15 protein-coding genes are annotated in these 16186 nt (G+C 71.6%); 5 read left to right on the top strand and 10 right to left on the bottom strand.

Translation table 11 applies throughout. The annotated features are described in order from the left end of the window. Positions 1–63 precede the first annotated feature (63 nt). From tatA to OHA17_RS21835, 4 genes are all read left to right on the top strand, one after another. Positions 64–324, top strand: coding sequence for a Sec-independent protein translocase subunit TatA (gene tatA, locus OHA17_RS21850; RefSeq protein ID WP_406507994.1), 261 nt, complete (start codon positions 64–66; stop codon positions 322–324). 22 nt (positions 325–346) lie between these two features. Next, positions 347–1306, top strand: a complete 960-nt coding sequence (locus tag OHA17_RS21845) for a threo-3-hydroxy-L-aspartate ammonia-lyase (protein WP_406507993.1) — start codon at positions 347–349, stop codon at positions 1304–1306. A gap of 196 nt (positions 1307–1502) precedes the next feature. Beyond that, entirely contained in the window at positions 1503–3278 is a 1776-nt protein-coding gene (locus OHA17_RS21840; RefSeq protein WP_406507992.1) for a prolyl oligopeptidase family serine peptidase, read from the top strand. A 335-nt stretch (positions 3279–3613) separates the two neighbouring features. After that, the gene (locus OHA17_RS21835) at positions 3614–4417 is read left to right on the top strand and encodes an SURF1 family protein (RefSeq protein ID WP_406507991.1); all 804 of its coding nucleotides are present in this window, start codon (positions 3614–3616) and stop codon (positions 4415–4417) included. 103 nt (positions 4418–4520) lie between these two features. On the opposite strand, the gene OHA17_RS21830 is transcribed toward OHA17_RS21835, so the two are convergent. From OHA17_RS21830 to OHA17_RS21800, 7 genes are all read right to left on the bottom strand, one after another. Further along, positions 4521–5624 (bottom strand): hypothetical protein, encoded by a 1104-nt coding sequence (locus tag OHA17_RS21830; protein ID WP_406507990.1) that lies wholly within the window; start codon positions 5622–5624, stop codon positions 4521–4523. A 176-nt stretch (positions 5625–5800) separates the two neighbouring features. Beyond that, positions 5801–6472: a SigE family RNA polymerase sigma factor gene (locus OHA17_RS21825; RefSeq protein WP_344377121.1), complete on the bottom strand. Its 672-nt coding sequence runs from the start codon at positions 6470–6472 to the stop codon at positions 5801–5803. Positions 6473–6739: 267 nt separating this feature from the next. Further along, positions 6740–7798, bottom strand: a complete 1059-nt coding sequence (locus tag OHA17_RS21820; protein WP_406507989.1) for an aspartate-semialdehyde dehydrogenase — start codon at positions 7796–7798, stop codon at positions 6740–6742. Continuing rightward, positions 7795–9075, bottom strand: coding sequence for an aspartate kinase (locus tag OHA17_RS21815; RefSeq protein WP_189961838.1), 1281 nt, complete (start codon positions 9073–9075; stop codon positions 7795–7797). The genes OHA17_RS21820 and OHA17_RS21815 overlap by 4 nt, the downstream gene beginning before the upstream one ends. Before the next feature lie 243 nt (positions 9076–9318). Further along, complete coding sequence (locus tag OHA17_RS21810; protein ID WP_406507988.1) at positions 9319–9978, bottom strand: DUF5063 domain-containing protein; 660 nt, start codon at positions 9976–9978, stop codon at positions 9319–9321. Positions 9979–10010: 32 nt separating this feature from the next. Then, positions 10011–10610, bottom strand: coding sequence for a recombination mediator RecR (gene recR, locus OHA17_RS21805; RefSeq protein ID WP_406507987.1), 600 nt, complete (start codon positions 10608–10610; stop codon positions 10011–10013). Positions 10611–10723: 113 nt separating this feature from the next. Then, positions 10724–11059 carry a YbaB/EbfC family nucleoid-associated protein gene (locus OHA17_RS21800; RefSeq protein WP_344377127.1) on the bottom strand — a complete coding sequence of 112 codons (336 nt, stop codon included), beginning with the start codon at positions 11057–11059 and terminating at the stop codon, positions 10724–10726. A 376-nt stretch (positions 11060–11435) separates the two neighbouring features. Here OHA17_RS21800 and OHA17_RS21795 point away from each other — a divergent pair, with 376 nt between their 5' ends. Further along, a complete protein-coding gene (locus OHA17_RS21795; protein ID WP_406507986.1) occupies positions 11436–12176 on the top strand; it encodes an SLATT domain-containing protein in 741 nt (246 codons plus the stop codon). 56 nt (positions 12177–12232) lie between these two features. On the opposite strand, the gene OHA17_RS21790 is transcribed toward OHA17_RS21795, so the two are convergent. The 3 genes from OHA17_RS21790 to OHA17_RS21780 form a co-directional block, all read right to left on the bottom strand. Beyond that, positions 12233–12883 carry a hypothetical protein gene (locus OHA17_RS21790; RefSeq protein ID WP_053730109.1) on the bottom strand — a complete coding sequence of 217 codons (651 nt, stop codon included), beginning with the start codon at positions 12881–12883 and terminating at the stop codon, positions 12233–12235. A gap of 195 nt (positions 12884–13078) precedes the next feature. Then, entirely contained in the window at positions 13079–15502 is a 2424-nt protein-coding gene (locus tag OHA17_RS21785) for a dolichyl-phosphate beta-glucosyltransferase (protein WP_406507985.1), read from the bottom strand. Beyond that, on the bottom strand, positions 15499–16170 hold the full coding sequence (locus tag OHA17_RS21780) for a GntR family transcriptional regulator (protein ID WP_053730110.1): 672 nt from the start codon (positions 16168–16170) through the stop codon (positions 15499–15501). The genes OHA17_RS21785 and OHA17_RS21780 overlap by 4 nt, the downstream gene beginning before the upstream one ends. Positions 16171–16186 lie beyond the last annotated feature (16 nt).

The raw sequence follows: 16186 nt of genomic DNA, 5'->3' as shown, positions 1-16186 counted from the left end.
GCCGTACGAAGAAATCGGCTGGACGAAACCGGCTGTAGGACGCGAACGAGGGAGGACGGCGGGATGTTCCTGCGCAACGGGCTTGAGCCCTGGCATCTGCTGATCGTGGCCGTAGTACTGATCCTGCTGTTCGGCTCGAAGAAGCTGCCCGACACGGCACGCGCGCTGGGCAAGTCCCTGCGCATCCTCAAGAGCGAGACCAAGGCGATGCGCGAGGACGGCACCGAATCCTCACCCACTGCGGCCGCCCCGGCCCCGCAGGTCACCCCGGCCCAGGCCCCGGTCCAGACTCCGACCCCCACGGACGCGCGCCCGGTCCAGTGATCCCGCCGTACGCTCGGCAGGCATGGAACAGCTGCCGACGTACGACGACGTGGTCCGCGCCCATGAGCGGATCGCCCCGCACGCCCACCGCACCCCGGTCCTGACCTCGCGGCTCACCGACGCCGAGCTCGGCCTCAGCCTCTTCTTCAAGTGCGAGAACCTCCAGCGGATGGGGGCCTTCAAGTTCCGCGGCGCGTTCAACGCGCTGTCGCGCTTCGACGCGGAGCAGCGCCGCGCGGGCGTGGTCGCCTACTCGTCCGGCAACCACGCCCAGGCCGTCGCGCTCGCCGCCTCCCTGCTCGGCATCCCGGCGACCATCGTCATGCCGCACGACGCCCCCACGGCCAAGCTCGCGGCCACCAAGGGGTACGGGGCGAGCGTGGTCTCGTACGACCGCTACACCGAGGACCGCGAGGAGATCGGCAGGGCGCTCGCCGAGGAGCGCGGCCTGACGCTGATCCCGCCGTACGACCACCCCCACGTGATGGCCGGTCAGGGCACCGCCGCGAAGGAACTCTTCGAGGAGACCGGCCCGCTCGACGCGCTGTTCGTCCCACTGGGCGGTGGCGGGCTCCTGTCGGGCAGCCTCCTCTCGGCAGGCGCGCTGTCACCCTCCTGCGAGGTGTACGGGGTCGAGCCGGAGGCGGGCGACGACGGGCGGCGGTCCCTGCGCGCGGGCCGGATCGTGCACATCGACACCCCGGCGACCATCGCGGACGGCGCCCAGACGCAGCATCTGGGCGCGTACACGTTCCCGGTGATCCGCGACCGCGCGACCGACATCGTCACGGCGTCGGACGCCCAACTCGTGGACTGCATGCGGCTGTTGGCCGCGCGCATGAAGCTGGTGGCGGAGCCGACGGGGTGCCTGGGCGTGGCCGCGGCGGTCGCTCTGGCCGAGCGGTACCGGGGTGGGCGGGTGGGAGTGATCGTCAGCGGCGGCAACGTGGACGTGGCCCGCTTCGCGGAGCTGGTGGGGTAGCGCTCCTGGGGCTCCGCCCCAGACCCCGTTCGCGCCTTAAGGGCGCTCGTCCTCAATCGCCGGACGGGCTGAAGATGCCAGTACTGGTCGGCACCAGCCCTGCTAGGGGCGCGGGGAACTGCGCGACCAGCCACGCACGGCCCGCAGACCGAAGGCACCGCACCCCCAGCGGAGCGGCACGGCGCATGATGGGGGCATGAACGAGATGCCGGAGTGGGAGAAGCGGTTCAGGGCGCCGAGGGTGGGGCTTCCCGACTGGGCGGAGGACGCCCCGGACCGCTCACTGTTCGTGTCGAACGCGACAGGGACGTACGAGCTGTACGCGTGGGACCGTGCGACCGGGTCGCAGCGCCGCGCCACCGACCGCCCCAACGGCACCACCGACGGGGTGCTGACGCCCGACGGCGAGTGGATCTGGTGGTTCGACGACACGGACGGCGACGAGTTCGGCGTGTGGCGGCGCCAGCCGTTCCGGGGCGGTGACGACGAGCCGGCCGTGCCCGGGCTCGAACCGTCCTACCCGGCGGGCCTCGCGCTCGGCCGGGACGGCACGGCGGTGGTCGGCCGCTCCACCGACGACGACGGCTCCACGATCCATGTCGTACGCCCCGGCTCCGCGCCCGTCGAGATCTACCGGCACCGCGAGTCGGCGGGCGTGGGCGACCTGTCGCACGACGGGACGCTGATCGCCGTCGAGCACACCGAGCACGGCGACGCGATGCACTCGGCGCTGCGCGTGGTGCGCCCGGACGGCTCGGCGGTCGCCGAGCTCGACGACACCAAGGGCGGCACCGAGGAGCTCGGGCTCGAAGTGCTCGGGTTCGCGCCGCTGGCGGGCGACACCCGGCTGCTGGTCGCCCACCAGCGGCGCGGCCGCTGGGAGCCGATGATCTGGGACGTCGCCTCCGGCGAGGAGATCGACCTCGCGCTCGACCTGCCGGGCGACGTGTCCGCCGAGTGGTACCCGGACGGCTCCGGGCTGCTCGTGGTCCACAGCTTCGAGGCGCGCAGCGGCCTGTTCCGCTTCGACCTCGCGACGCGCTCGCTGATCGAGATCGAGACCCCGGCGGGTTCGGTGTCGGGGGCGACGGCACGGCCCGACGGCACGGTGGAGTACCTGTGGTCGTCGGCGGCCAGCCCCTCCGAGGTGCGCTCCACGACGGGCGAGGTCGTGCTCGACCCTCCCGGGTTCAAGGCGCCGGGGTCCGTGCCGGTGCGGGACGCCTGGGTGGAGGGGCCCGGCGGCCGCATCCACGCCCTGGTCCAACGCCCGGCGGGCGACGGCCCGTTCCCCACCCTCTTCGAGATCCACGGCGGGCCGACCTGGCACGACAGCGACTCGTTCGCGTCCGGTCCCGCGGCCTGGATCGACCACGGCTACGCGGTGGTCCGGGTCAACTACCGCGGCTCCACGGGGTACGGGCGGGCCTGGACCGACGCGCTCAAGCACCGGGTCGGGCTCATCGAGCTGGAGGACATCGCGGCGGTCCGCGACTGGGCGGTCGCCTCGGGCCTCGCCGACCCCGCGCGCCTCATCCTGGCGGGCGGCTCCTGGGGCGGCTACCTCACGCTGCTCGGCCTCGGCACGCAGCCGGACGCGTGGGCGCTGGGGCTCGCGGCGGTGCCGGTCGCGGACTACGTCACGGCGTACCACGACGAGATGGAAGCCCTGAAGGCGATGGACCGGACGCTCCTCGGCGGCACCCCGGACGAGGTCCCGGACCGCTTCCGGGCCTCGTCGCCCCTGACGTACGTCGACGCCGTGCGGGCGCCGGTCTACATCTCCGCGGGGGTGAACGATCCGCGCTGTCCGATCCGGCAGGTGGAGAACTATGTGGACCGGCTCGCTGCGCGGGGGGCGGCGCACGAGGTCTACCGCTACGACGCGGGGCACGGCTCGCTGGTGGTGGAGGAACGCATCAAGCAGGTCCGCCTGGAACTCGCCTTCGCGGCCCGCCACCTGGCGCCCTGAAAACACCCTGGGGCTCCGCCCCAGACCCCGGGAGGCCCCACCCCACCCCTTCCCGAAACCCGCCGGGGGTTGGAAAGAGGTGAAGCCGGTTTTCCTGGGGCTCCGCCCCAGACCCCGTATCGCACCTGAAGGGCGCTCGTCCTCAAACGCCGGACGGGCTGAAGATGCCAGTACTGGCCGGCACCAGCCCTGCTAGGGGCGCGGGGAACTGCGCGACCAGCCACGCACGGCCCGCAGCCGAACCGACCGGCCGGGGGCCCGGGGCCAAGGCCCCGGGGGGGCTTGCGGGGACCCCGCAGCCCCACCCCCCGGCAGGATTCCGTACCGTGGGGTGTGTGTACCGGTTCCTGCTCACACCCCGCTGGTGGGGAATCCACGTCTTCGTCCTGCTCGCCATCCCCGTCTGCATCTTCATGGGCAGCTGGCAGCTGGGCCGCTTCGAGGACCGCGTGCAGTCCCACGAAGCGGCCGAGAAGGCGCCCGACCCCGCCACGCAGAAGGCCGAACCGCTCGCCGGACTGCTCCCCGTGGACCAGCGCACCTCCGGCCGCCCCGCCGAGGCGCGCGGACGGTACGCCGAGCAGTTCCTGGTGCCCGACCGCGAGGTCGACGGCAAGTCGGGCAGCTATGTGCTGACTCTGCTGCGCACCGACGGCGGCAAGGCGCTGCCCGTCGTACGGGGCTGGATCCCGCAGGGCGCCAAGGCTCCGGCCGCGCCCGCCGGCGAGGTCGACGTCACCGGCGTACTGCAGGCCTCCGAGAACGCCGGCTCCGACGGGGTGCACGCGCAGGGCGGCCTCCCGCAGGGCCAGGTCGGCATGATCAGCGCGGCGGCCCTGGTCAACCTGGTGCCGTACCAGGTGTACGACGCCTGGGTGACGCTGCCCGGCGCCGACGCCGGGATGACCCCCGTACCCGCCAGCGCCCCGCAGAACAGCGGGCTCGACCTGAAGGCGTTCCAGAACCTCGGCTACACCGGCGAGTGGTTCGTCTTCGCCGGGTTCGTGGTCTTCATGTGGTTCCGCCTCGTACGCCGCGAGGCGGAGGCCCTGGAGGACGCCGAGCTCGGCCTCGCCCCCGAGGCGGAGAACGAAACCGCGACGGATGACGCCCCGGCCGCATCTGCCTCGCTTCAATAAGAGCCACGAAAAAAAGGGGGGCCCGCCATCAGGCGGGCCCCCTTCGTGCTCCTCCCCCTCCGCGAACGAGGAGCCGTCCCGAATACTTCGCTTCCGACCAGGGCTACTGCTGCGGGGCCACCGACGGTGTTCCCGCGTCCAGCACGCCCGTCTTGTAGATCGTTCCGGCGCACGCGTTGGGGATCTTCGCCTCCGCGGACGGGGCGCCCGGCTCGGCGACGTGGGTCACCGCGACCGTGCCGTCCGCCGTGGCGGTGGGCGAGCCGCCGTCCGCGCCGAGCTGGGCGGTCTGGCCGCCGGCGGCCGTCGTCGGGGAGACGATCCCGCTGGTGCTGCCGGAGCTGCCGTTCGACGGGCTCGGGTCGGGCGACGGCGGGGCCTTGGGGCAGGTGTCCGACGGCACCCAGGCGAACCGCACCTCGTACGCCGCGGCCGGCTTGAGGACCAGGCGGGTGGTGTCCTGCGAGGGGTCGGGGAGGCCGGGGGCGGGGTCGCCCGCCGCGTGCTCGACGACGGTGATCTTCGCCGGGTTGGCCGCGCCCTGCGCCTGCACGTTGAACTTGCCGGCGCCGCCGATCGCGCACTGCTTGTTGGACGCGTTCACGATGCGGAACGCGCCGTAGACCTTGCCGGTCGAGTCGGGTTTGCCGACGCTCGCCGACTTCACGCTCAGCTCGCCCGCCTCGCACACCGGCGAGTTCGCCTGCACGGGCCCGCTGCCCGCCCCGGTCGCACCGCCGGCGCTGGCTCCGGTCGTGCCCTTGCTGGGCTGCGGCGTACGGCCCGTGCTGTCGGGCGGGCCGGACCGGCTGTCGACGCCGGAGGGCGGGGTGCTCTCCTGCACGTCGTCCGAGGTGCCGGAAGCGGAGTCCGAGGTGCCGTGCGTCCGCTCGCCGTGTCCGGCGACGGCGGGCTGGTCGCCCGCGCTGCCCGAGGTGTTGGCGACGTGGATGAACGCCGGTACGGCGGTGGCCACCAGGAGCGCGGCCGCGACCGAGCCGACGACGGCCTGCCGCTTGCGGGCCCGCCGCACGGGCACCGCGGCCCGCAGGTGGTCGAGCGCCCCCTCCGAGGGTGTGAGGTCATCCACCGCGCCGTGCAGCAGCCTGCGCAGCGCGAGTTCGTCGGCCGTGTCCGCGCCCGCGGAAGCGGGCGGGAGGCCGAAGGGGGGAGTGCCGGTGCTGTTCTTTTCCGGCGTTTTGTCCACGAATCCGTATCCAGTCAGGTCGTTCAGGTCATTCCTGGGCCGCTGGTCCGGCCCGCTTTTCTCGTGCTCCCCATGGGCGCCACGCTCTCCGTGGACGCCACGCTCTGCGTAGGCACCCTGTTCCCCATGAGTGCCGCCGTCCCCCGGCCGCCCGTCGCCGTTCCGGTCGGGCCCCGTCATGCCGGTGCCTCCATGGCGATCCGCAGGGCGGCGATGCCCCGCGATCCGTACGCCTTCACCGAGCCCAGGGATATCCCGAGCGTCTCGGCGACCTGAGCCTCCGTCATGTCCGCGAAGTACCGCAGCACGAGCACCTCGCGCTGGCGGCGCTGGAGCCCGCGCATCGCCTTGATCAGCGCGTCGCGCTCCAGCTGGTCGTACGCGCCCTCCTCTGCGCTCGCCATGTCGGGCATCGGCTTGGAGAGCAGCTTGAGCCCGAGGATGCGGCGGCGCAGCGCGGACCGCGACAGGTTGACGACGGTCTGGCGCAGGTAGGCGAGGGTCTTCTCCGGCTCGCGCACCCGGCTGCGCGCCGAGTGGACCCGGATGAACGCCTCCTGCACCACGTCCTCGCAGGAGGCGGTGTCGTCCAGGAGCAGGGCCGCGAGGCCGAGCAGCGAGCGGTAGTGCGCGCGGTAGGTCTCGGTGAGGTGATCGACAGTGGTGCCGGCCGCCATGACCTCGTCAGCGCTCTCGCGCGAGGGCGCCTGGGAGGGTACGCGGGCCGGACGGGTGGCGGGCATGGGCGCGATCACCGGCATGCCGCCGGGCGCACCGAGGCGCCGACGCGGGCGGACGACCGTGCCACCGCGTGCCGGTACCGCTCGGAAATCGAGTACCTCTGCCACGCCTGTTGGACACGTTCCTCCCCGTCAGGGTTGTACGCGTACGACACTGTTTTTGGCGGTGCACCACATGCCCTCATCCGTACCCGCTCTTCCCCAATGCCCCGATTTTTACGGCACCTTGAGGGGCGACCGCATAGACGCTCCATGCCGGACTGCGGTTGCAGGGACACGGAAATGAATCGTGTAACAAGGCGTTGGCGCAGTTCAAGTGATACAGACCAGCGACTTGCTCACAGAGCGTTCACAGATCCTACAAATCGGTGGACCTCATCGTGCGGTGAATTCGCGGGCCGCCAGCTCGGCGATGTGCGCGGCGTTCAGGGCCGTGCCCTTGCGGAGGTTGTCACCGCAGACGAAAAGTTCCAGTACGTGCGGATCGTCCGGCGAACTGCGCACCCGGCCCACCCACGTGGGGTCGGTGCCGACCACGTCCGCGGGCGTCGGGAACTCTCCGACGGCCGGGTTGTCGAAGAGCACCACACCCGGCGCGGTCGCCAGGATCTCGTGGGCCCGCGCCACGTCCACCTCGTTCTCGAAGCGGGCGTGCACCGACACCGAGTGCGTGGTGACGACCGGGACCCGCACACAGGTCGCGGCCACCGGAAGCCGCGGCAGGTCCAGCAGTTTGCGCAGTTCGTCCCGGAGTCCGAGTTCCTGCGAGGACCAGCCTCCCTCGGCGAGCTCCCCGGCCCACGGCACCACGTTCAGCGCGACCGGCGCAGCGAACGGCCCGAGGTCGTCGCCGACGGCCCGGCGCACATCGCCCGGACTCGTACCGAGCCCGGTCCCGGCCACCAGCGAGATCTGCCGGCGCAGCGCCTCGACCGCGGCCTGCCCCTCGCCGCTGACCGCCTCGTACGTGGAGAGCACCAGCTCGCTCAGGCCGAACTCGGCGTGCAGCGCGCCCACCGTCACGATCATGGCGAGGGTGGTGGGGTGCGGGCTCGCGACGATGCCGCGCGGACGCATCCGTACGGCATGGGGATTGAGCTCCGGCACGACCAGCGGCACGTCCGGGTCCATCCGGAAGGCGGCCGAACTGTCCACCACCACCGCGCCCTTGGCGGCCGCGACCGGCGCCCAGCGGGCGGCGATCTCGTCGGGGGCGAGGAAGACGACGACGTCGGCCCCGTCCAGGGCCTCCTCGCTCAGCGCGAGGACCTCGCACTCCTCGCCCCGTACGAGCAGCTTGCGGCCGGCCGAGCGCGCGGACGCGACGAGCCGGACCTCGCCCCAGACATCGGCGTGCTGGGACAGGATCTGGAGCATCACCGAACCGGCGCCCCCGGTCGCTCCGACGACCGTGAGTGCCGGTCTGCGGGTCATCGCCCGGTGCCTCCGTAGACGACGGCCTCGTCGCTGTCGGAGTCGAGACCGAAGGCGGTGTGCACGGCGCGCACGGCCTCGTTCACGTCGTCGGCGCGGGTCACGACCGAGATGCGGATCTCGGAGGTCGAGATCAGCTCGATGTTGACGCCCGCGTCGGAGAGGGCCTCGAAGAAGCCCGCCGTGACGCCCGGGTTGGTCTTCATGCCGGCGCCGACGAGGGAGATCTTGGCGATCTGGTCGTCGTAGCGCAGCGACTCGAAGCCGATGGCCGGCTTGGACCGCTCCAGGGCGTCGATGGCCTTGCGGCCCTCGGCCTTGGGCAGCGTGAACGAGATGTCGGTGAGTCCCGTCGACGCGGCGGAGACGTTCTGCACCACCATGTCGATGTTGATCTCGGCGTCCGCGATGGTGCGGAAGATCGCCGCGGCCTCGCCCGGCTTGTCGGGCACCCCGACGACCGTGACCTTCGCCTCGGAGACGTCGTGGGCGACTCCGGAGATGATGGCGTGCTCCACCTGCTGGCCTTCCGACTGGGAACGTGGTTCGTTGCTGACCCAGGTGCCCTGAAGTCCGCTGAAGGACGACCGCACGTGGATCGGGATGTTGTAACGGCGGGCGTACTCGACGCACCGGTGCAGGAGCACCTTGGAGCCGGACGCGGCCAGCTCCAGCATGTCCTCGAAGGAGATCCAGTCGATCTTCTTCGCCTTCTTCACGACGCGGGGGTCCGCGGTGAAGACGCCGTCGACGTCCGTGTAGATCTCACAGACCTCGGCGTCGAGCGCGGCCGCGAGGGCGACGGCGGTGGTGTCGGACCCGCCGCGGCCGAGCGTGGTGATGTTCTTGCCCTCCTGGCTGACGCCCTGGAACCCGGCGACGATGGCGATGTTGCCCTCGTCGATCGAGGTCCGGATGCGGCCCGGGGTGACGTCGATGATCCGCGCTTTGTTGTGGACCGAGTCGGTGATGACACCGGCCTGGCTGCCCGTGAACGACTGGGCCTGGTGGCCCAGGTTTTTGATCGCCATGGCGAGCAGTGCCATGGAGATCCGCTCTCCGGCGGTCAGCAGCATGTCGAATTCCCGCCCGGCAGGCATGGGTGACACCTGCTCCGCGAGCTCGATCAACTCATCCGTCGTGTCGCCCATCGCGGAAACCACGACGACCACCTGGTGGCCGGTCTTCTTGGCTTCCACGATCCGCTTGGCGACGCGCTTGATGCCCTCGGCATCGGCAACGGAGGAGCCTCCGTACTTCTGCACGACAAGGCCCACGTGCGCTCCTCGCTCAGTTCATTACTGCGGTCGGCTCAGTCTAACGAGCGGGCCGGATTCGCCCGCGCCGTATCACTTCGTGAGATGTCCCGCTCACGACTTGATCACCGGGCGTTGTCCGATCCGCTCGCGAGATCCGCCTGCCCCTGCATGGCCGTTGTACGCGACTTTGTGGCCGGGGTCACAAACGCCGGACCAACGGGGGCAAACCGGACCCCCGCGCCAACTCCCGTACGCGCAGGCCTACTTGAGGTCGCGCAGGCCCAGTGGGCCCGCCAGCTCCTCGACCATGACGCGGCCCGCCTCCTCCTCCAGGGCGTCCTCCGCCAGGTCCTCGTCCGTGTCGAGCCCGTCCAGGGCTTCGAGCGGCTGGTTGAGGCGGACGTGCGCGACCAGGGACTGCAGCGCGCGCAGCGCGGCGGAGGCCGTCGAGCCCCAGTTGGAGAAGTACGAGAACTGCCACCACCACAGGGCCTCGGTGGTGCGGCCCGCGCGGTAGTGGGCCAGGCCGTGGCGCAGGTCGGTGACGACGTCGGCGAGGTCGTCGGAGATCCGGCACGGCACCGGCGCCTTGCGGGGCTCGTACGGGTCGAAGACCTCGGAGTACACGTCGATGGGTTCCAGGAGGCGGGCGAACCGCTCGCGCAGCTCGTCGACGTCGGCCTCCGGGCCCAGGTCCGGCTCGTACCGCTCGTCCGGGACGATGTCCTCGTGCGCGCCGAGCCGGCCGCCGGCGAGGAGCAGCTGGGAGACCTCCAGGAGGAGGAACGGCACGGCGCTGTCGGGCTCGTCGCCCTTGGCCACTTCCGTGACCGCGACGATGAAGGACTCGACCTGGTCGGCGATCTGGACCGCGAAGGAGTCCGGGTCCTGGGTGGTCGCGTGCAGCGTTGCGTCAGACATCGAGTTGACCTTCCTCGTACCCCTCGTGGGCGTCATACATCGAGCAGCCGCCTTCCTTCGAAGGCCCGGCCCAGGGTGACCTCGTCGGCGTATTCGAGGTCGCCGCCCACCGGCAGGCCGCTGGCGAGCCGAGTGACCCTGAGGCCCATGGGCTTGATCATGCGGGCGAGGTACGTCGCGGTGGCCTCGCCCTCCAGGTTCGGGTCGGTGGCCAGGATCAGCTCGGTGACCGAGCCGTCCGCCAGGCGGGCGAGCAGCTCGCGGATGCGCAGGTCGTCCGGGCCGACGCCCTCGATCGGGCTGATGGCGCCGCCGAGCACGTGGTAGCGGCCGCGGAACTCGCGGGTCCGCTCGATGGCCACGACGTCCTTGGGCTCCTCCACGACGCAGATGACCGTCTGGTCGCGGCGCGGGTCGCGGCAGATGTTGCACCGCTCCTCCTGCGCCACGTTGCCGCACACCGCGCAGAACCGGACCTTGTCCTTGACTTCCAGGAGGGCGTGCGCGAGGCGGCGCACGTCGATCGGCTCGGCCTGCAGGATGTGGAAGGCGATCCGCTGCGCGCTCTTGGGACCGACGCCGGGCAGCCTGCCCAGTTCGTCGATGAGGTCCTGAACCACGCCTTCGTACAACGGAACGCCTCTCGTGGGTTTTCTGACGCCTACGGTAGTTGCTGTGCGTCCGCCTCAGTAGGTCAGGCGCACGGGTACGTCCGCGCGGGCGGGCGCACGCCGGTGGCCCGGTCCTAGAACGGCAGGCCCGGCATGCCGCCGAGGCCCTGCGCCAGCGGGCCCAGCTTCTGCTGCTGGAGCTGCTGCGCGTTCTCGTTGGCGGCCTGCACGGCCGCGACGACGAGGTCCGCGAGGGTCTCGGTGTCCTCCGGGTCGACCGCCTTCGGGTCGATGACCAGGGCGCGCAGCTCGCCCGAGCCGGTCACGGTCGCCTTGACGAGACCGCCGCCGGCCTGTCCTTCGACCTCGGTCGCCGCGAGCTCCTCCTGGGCAAGGGCGAGGTCCTGCTGCATCTTCTGGGCCTGCTGGAGAAGCTGCTGCATGTTGGGCTGGCCACCACCAGGGATCACGTTTCACTCCAGGTTTTGGTAAGGCGGGCCGGTAGGACGGCTGCCGCTTTCGGCACTCCGAGCCTACGTGGTCGACAGGCGCCCTGCTCCGCAACTCTTTCGAGTGATGCGGTGCGCATTCCTATACCTGATCAAGGGACACTTCCGGGCGGAAATACCTGGATATCGCCCGCCGGGCCCACCATTCGGCGGTAGGAATGGCGATCGGGTGCGTCAGTACGCGTCAATACGCACGCGCGCACCGGGGATGGCCGCACTGCGGCACGGCCTTTACTACGTCCAGTACACGTCCAGTACGTCCAGATACACATCCAGGTGCCCGTACGTCACTCGATGTCACAGAGGGTCACAGCAGCAGTGCGGAGGGAGCGGCCGGGTGAGCCAGCCGGACATGCAGCCCGAGGGGCCCCCGGGCCAGGCCCGGCGGGACGAGGGCGCGCAGACGGGCGATCTGACCGGGCGGCCGTTCCCGCTCGGCGACTGGGGCGAGCCGGCCGAACGTCTCGACGCGCTGTACCGCTGGGTCGAGGACGGCGCCCTGCGCACCGCGGACTGGTACCTCGCCGACCGGCTCTGGAAGCGCCGCGGCGCCCGCGCCCTGCGCTGCGGCACGGCGAGCGGCGCGATCGCGGGGGCCGTGCTTCCGCTCGTCGACCTGACCGGCACCCTGGAGGGCGCCGCGGGCTGGGGCTATCTGTGTCTGCTGCTCGGCGCCGCCTGCATGGCCTGCGACCGCTACTTCGGGCTCACCTCGGGCTGGATGAGGGACGTCGCCACCGCCCAGGCCGTACAGCGCAGGCTCCAGACCCTCCAGTTCGACTGGGCGTCGGAGAGCGTGCGCGAGGTGCTCGGGCCCACCGAGGGCACCGCGAGCGAGGCGGCCGAGCGGTGCCTGGCGGTGCTGCGCCGGTTCACCGAGGACGTGACCGAGCTGGTCCGCTCGGAGACGGCGGACTGGATGGTGGAGTTCCGCTCGGGGCCCGCGCCGCTCGTCATGCAGACCCTGAGCGCGGCCGCCCCGCGCACGGACGGCGCCCCCGGTCCCGGCCGCTTCCCGCTCCCCCCGGCCGCCCGCCCGAACATGCCGCGCCAGCGGCCGCCGGAGGGGCCGCGCTGAACGTCGGGGCGCCGGGGGCGGGGTCTGGGCCCCTCGGCCGAAGGCGGTCGTCCTGCTCAGCTGAAGATGATCATCGAGCCCTGGGCGAGGCTGCGGGTCGCCGCCGCGTGCAGCCCGAGCCACACGTGCCGCTCGCGCGCGAAGGGGCTCTCGTCGTACGGGATGGGTCCGGCCGGTTCTTCCAGTGAGGTGGGCCGGTCCGGCGGGGCGGGTGCGGTCGGCGGGTTGGCCGGATCTATTCCGATCGCGGGCCCCACGAACTCCAGCTCCCGCAGCAGCCCCTGAGCGGAACCGAGCGGTCCGCCGCCCGCGAGGAGCTCCTCGTTGGAGAGCGGGATCGCGAAGTCGACCGGGACGTAGGCACCCGCGTGGTCGTAGTGCCACACCAGGTGCGACTGCTGGGCGGTCGCCTCGAACATCTCCAGGAGCTGCTCGTAGTCGCCGCCGAGCTCGTCGACGGGCGTGACCGCGAGGCCGCACAGCTGGAGGAGGTAGGCCCGGCGCAGGAAGTGCAGCGCGTCGTAGTCGAACCCCGCGACAGGTGCCACGTCACCGGACAGGCCCGGCATGTACGCGAAGACCGGTACGGGCGGGAGCCCGGCGTCGCCGAGCGCCTTGTCGTACGAGGCGATCTCCTCCGCGAACGGGTTGTCGGGGCTGTGGCACAGCACATCGACGAGGGGGACCAGCCACAGGTCACAGGCCAAGACGGGCTCGCTCTCAACTCGTTTCGTGCGATGGTCGGGACAGCGTAGTGCGCCGGGCACGCCGCGCGAAGAGTGCCCGTCAACTCCTGATGCGGGGTGACCGGATCCCCCCGCGCCCCGGTCGGGAGGGTTTACCCACCAACCCGTCCGTTACTCGGATGCTCGCACTTGAGCACGCCCCGGATGCGGAACGTGTCACCGGACCGACGACACGTCCCAGATCCACACCCCGCCCACCTTCGTGCCCTCGCGGCCGAGCAGCCGGGTCACCGTCTCGTACAGCTCGGGCGCCTGCGGCTGGGGGGCGAGGACGAGGACGCCCGCGTGCCAGTACGCGAGGTCCGCGCGGGCCTGGTTCTGCCAGTCCGTGCCGATGTCCGGGATGGGCTTGCCGGCGCGGATGTCGCCGAACAGGTTCGACGTCCAGCGCGGGGAGGCCCCGTAGATGCCGATGCGGTCCGGGCCCCAGGGGCCGTTGAAGTAGCCGCCGGGCACGGAGAAGCCGAGGCCCGTCGACGACTGCCAGTGCAGGGCCTCCGCCGAGCCGGGGTCGGGGAGCGGCACCGGGACCAGGGACTCCCCCGGCTTCACGTACTTCTTCCACATGCCCGACGCGATGAACTCGGGCACCTCGGGGCGCGCGTCGGTCGGGAACGACGTCGGGACGATCGGGAGCAGGGCCAGCGCGATCGCCGTGAAGCCGGCCGCCCGCGTCGCCCGGACCCGGCTGAGCGCGAGGCGTCCCGCGCCGAGCGCGACCAGCGCGCCGAGCACCGGCGCGCAGATCATCGCGACCCGGCCCTCGATCACCGACTCGAAGAGCGGCTTGTGCGCGAGGAGCTTCCAGGGGCCCGGGAGGACCACGTCCGTGTACGGGACGCGGATCTTCTGGCCGAGCGAGAGGACCGCGGCCGCCACACCCGTGAACGCCAGCGCCTTGACCTCGGGCCGCCGCCACAGGCGTACGACGAGCGCGAAGGCGAGGGCCACCAGCGGCCAGCCGTAGAACGCGTTCTGTTCGGTGCGGTTGAGGGCCAGCTTGTCGGCGGTCGCGTCGTCGCCCATCAGCGAGCGCCCCGCGAACTCGATCAGCGCGAGCGGCGAATTGCCCGCGTTGTCGCCGTGCAGCACGCTGTGATAGCTCTGCGCCCCCGCGAACTGCCGGTAGAGCGGGTACGCGATGAGCACCAGGCACACCCCGAGCGCGTACCCGAGCCCCTTGGCCAGCGGTCGCACGGCCGCACGCGCGACATCGCGCCGGGCCAGCGCGTACGACAGCGCGAACAGGGCCATGCCCAGCGAGGCGAGCAGCAGCACCTCCTCGCCGAGGAAGATCTGGTACGCCGTGAACAGGCCCAGGATCAGCCCGTCGCGGCGCACGTCCCGGCCCTCGCACAGCCGCAGCGCGCGGTCGATGATCACCGGGATCATGAACAGGACGCAGAAGTTCGGGTGCGCGTTGGCGTGCGAGATCATCGGCGGCGCGAAGGCCGCGAGCGCCCCGCCGAGCCCGGCCGCCCACCGGTTCCCGGTCACCCGGCGCGCGAAGAGCCAGTACCAGGCGTACGCGGTCGCGGATATCCCCAGGGTGAGGATGAGCGCCCAGGTGACGGTCGGCCCGAAGGCGAGCGTGATCGGGGTGAACGGCACGGACAGGCCCAGCATCGGGGTGTTGCCCATGAGGTTCACGCCGTCGGGGAAGTTCTGGACGTCTGTGAACAGCGGGTCGCGCAGGTGGGTCACGTTGTCCGCGGTGACCGAGAAGAACCACTCCCACTGGTTCTGGTCCTGCATCGAGTCGGTGAGGTAGCTCCGCCCGAGGTCGCCCCACAGGTTCTTGTAGAGCAGTACGCAGGACAGCAGATACAGGGCGCCGAGCACCAGGTCGACGCGGCGGACCGCGCGCGCCTTGAGGCGGGCCAGCTCCCACAGCACCTTGCCGTAGTCCGCGGCGCCCACCTTCGAGCCGTCCTGGTGCGACCAGCGCACCGGCACCTCGGACACCGCCCAGCCCTTGCGGCGGAAGAACTGGAGTATTTCGACGTCGATGCCCCAGCCGTCCAGGCGCGCGTCGGAGAACGCGGCGCGGGCCTTCTCGCCGTCGAACAGCTTGAAGCCGCACTGGGTGTCGCGGATGCCGGGGACGGCGACGGCCCTGATGAGCCGGTTGCCCATCCGGCCGAGCACCTCGCGCAGCCGGCTCTGGTGGACCTCGATGCGAGCCTCGGGGTGGGCGCGCGAGCCGATCGCGGCGGCCGTCTCGCCCTCGGTCATCGCCTTGGCGAGGTGGTCCAACTCCTCTATGGGGGTGGCCAGATCGGCGTCCGTGATCAGGACGCGGCGTCCGTAGGAGGCGAGCACCCCGAGCCGCAGCGCGTGGCCCTTGCCGCGGTTGCTCTCGCTGACGACGACGTTGATGCGGGGGTCGACGGCGGCGGCCTCGCGGGCCACCCGCACGGTCTCGTCCGCGGAGCCGTCGTCGACGACTATGAGTTCCCAGCTGCAGCTGTCGCCGAGGTGGTCCCGGATCGCCTCCAGGGTGGGCGCGAGACGCTGCTCCTCGTTGTACGCGGGGACGACAACGCTCAGTTCGACCTGTCCGGCCGGTTCGTTGATCACCGGGGCAGCCGCTCCGCCCACATCAGGGATTCGTCGTTGTAGGCGGCGATCAGCAAGCGGGCCTCTTCGAAGTCGCCCCGGGCGAGCGCGGAGACGACCTCGCCGTGCCCGGTCCACAGCCAGTCGCTGAGGTCGCAGTGGGAGCGCAGGTACGGGACCGCGAACACCCAGCTCTGCATGCGCAGCCGGTGCAGGAAGTCGGAGATGTAGGTGTTGCCGGCGAGCGCGCACAGCTCCCGCCAGAACCGCAGGTCGTAGCCGACCAGGATGTTCAGGTCACCGCCGCGCGCGGCCCGCGCGGCCTCCTCGCCCCGGCGGCGTACCGAGACGAGGGCCGGTCCGTACGCCTCCAGGGAGCCGGGGACCGCGGCCCGCCGGAATATCCCGTCGACCACCAGGGCCCGCGCCTCGACGATGCCCTTGTAGTCCTCGACGGAGAAGACCCGTACGCGGAAGCCGCGGTGCTGGTCGGAGTCGAGCAGGCCCTGTGCGCAGAGGTCGACGAGCGCCTCGCGCACAGGCGTGGCGGAGACGCCGTACTGCTCGGCTATCTGCTTGACCGTGAACTCCTCGCCGGGCTGCATACGCCCCGCGAGCACTTCGTCACGGAGCGCGTCCGCGATCTGTTGTCGGAGGGTGCTGCGGGTGACCGCTCCGCTAGCGGGCATGACTCGCTCCCCTCCT

The organism is Streptomyces sp. NBC_00212, from assembly GCF_045206365.1.
Classification (GTDB): Bacteria; Actinomycetota; Actinomycetes; order Streptomycetales; family Streptomycetaceae; genus Streptomyces.
The sequence above is the reverse complement of the archived record's forward strand: the minus strand, read 5'-3'. Positions and strand labels throughout refer to the sequence as shown.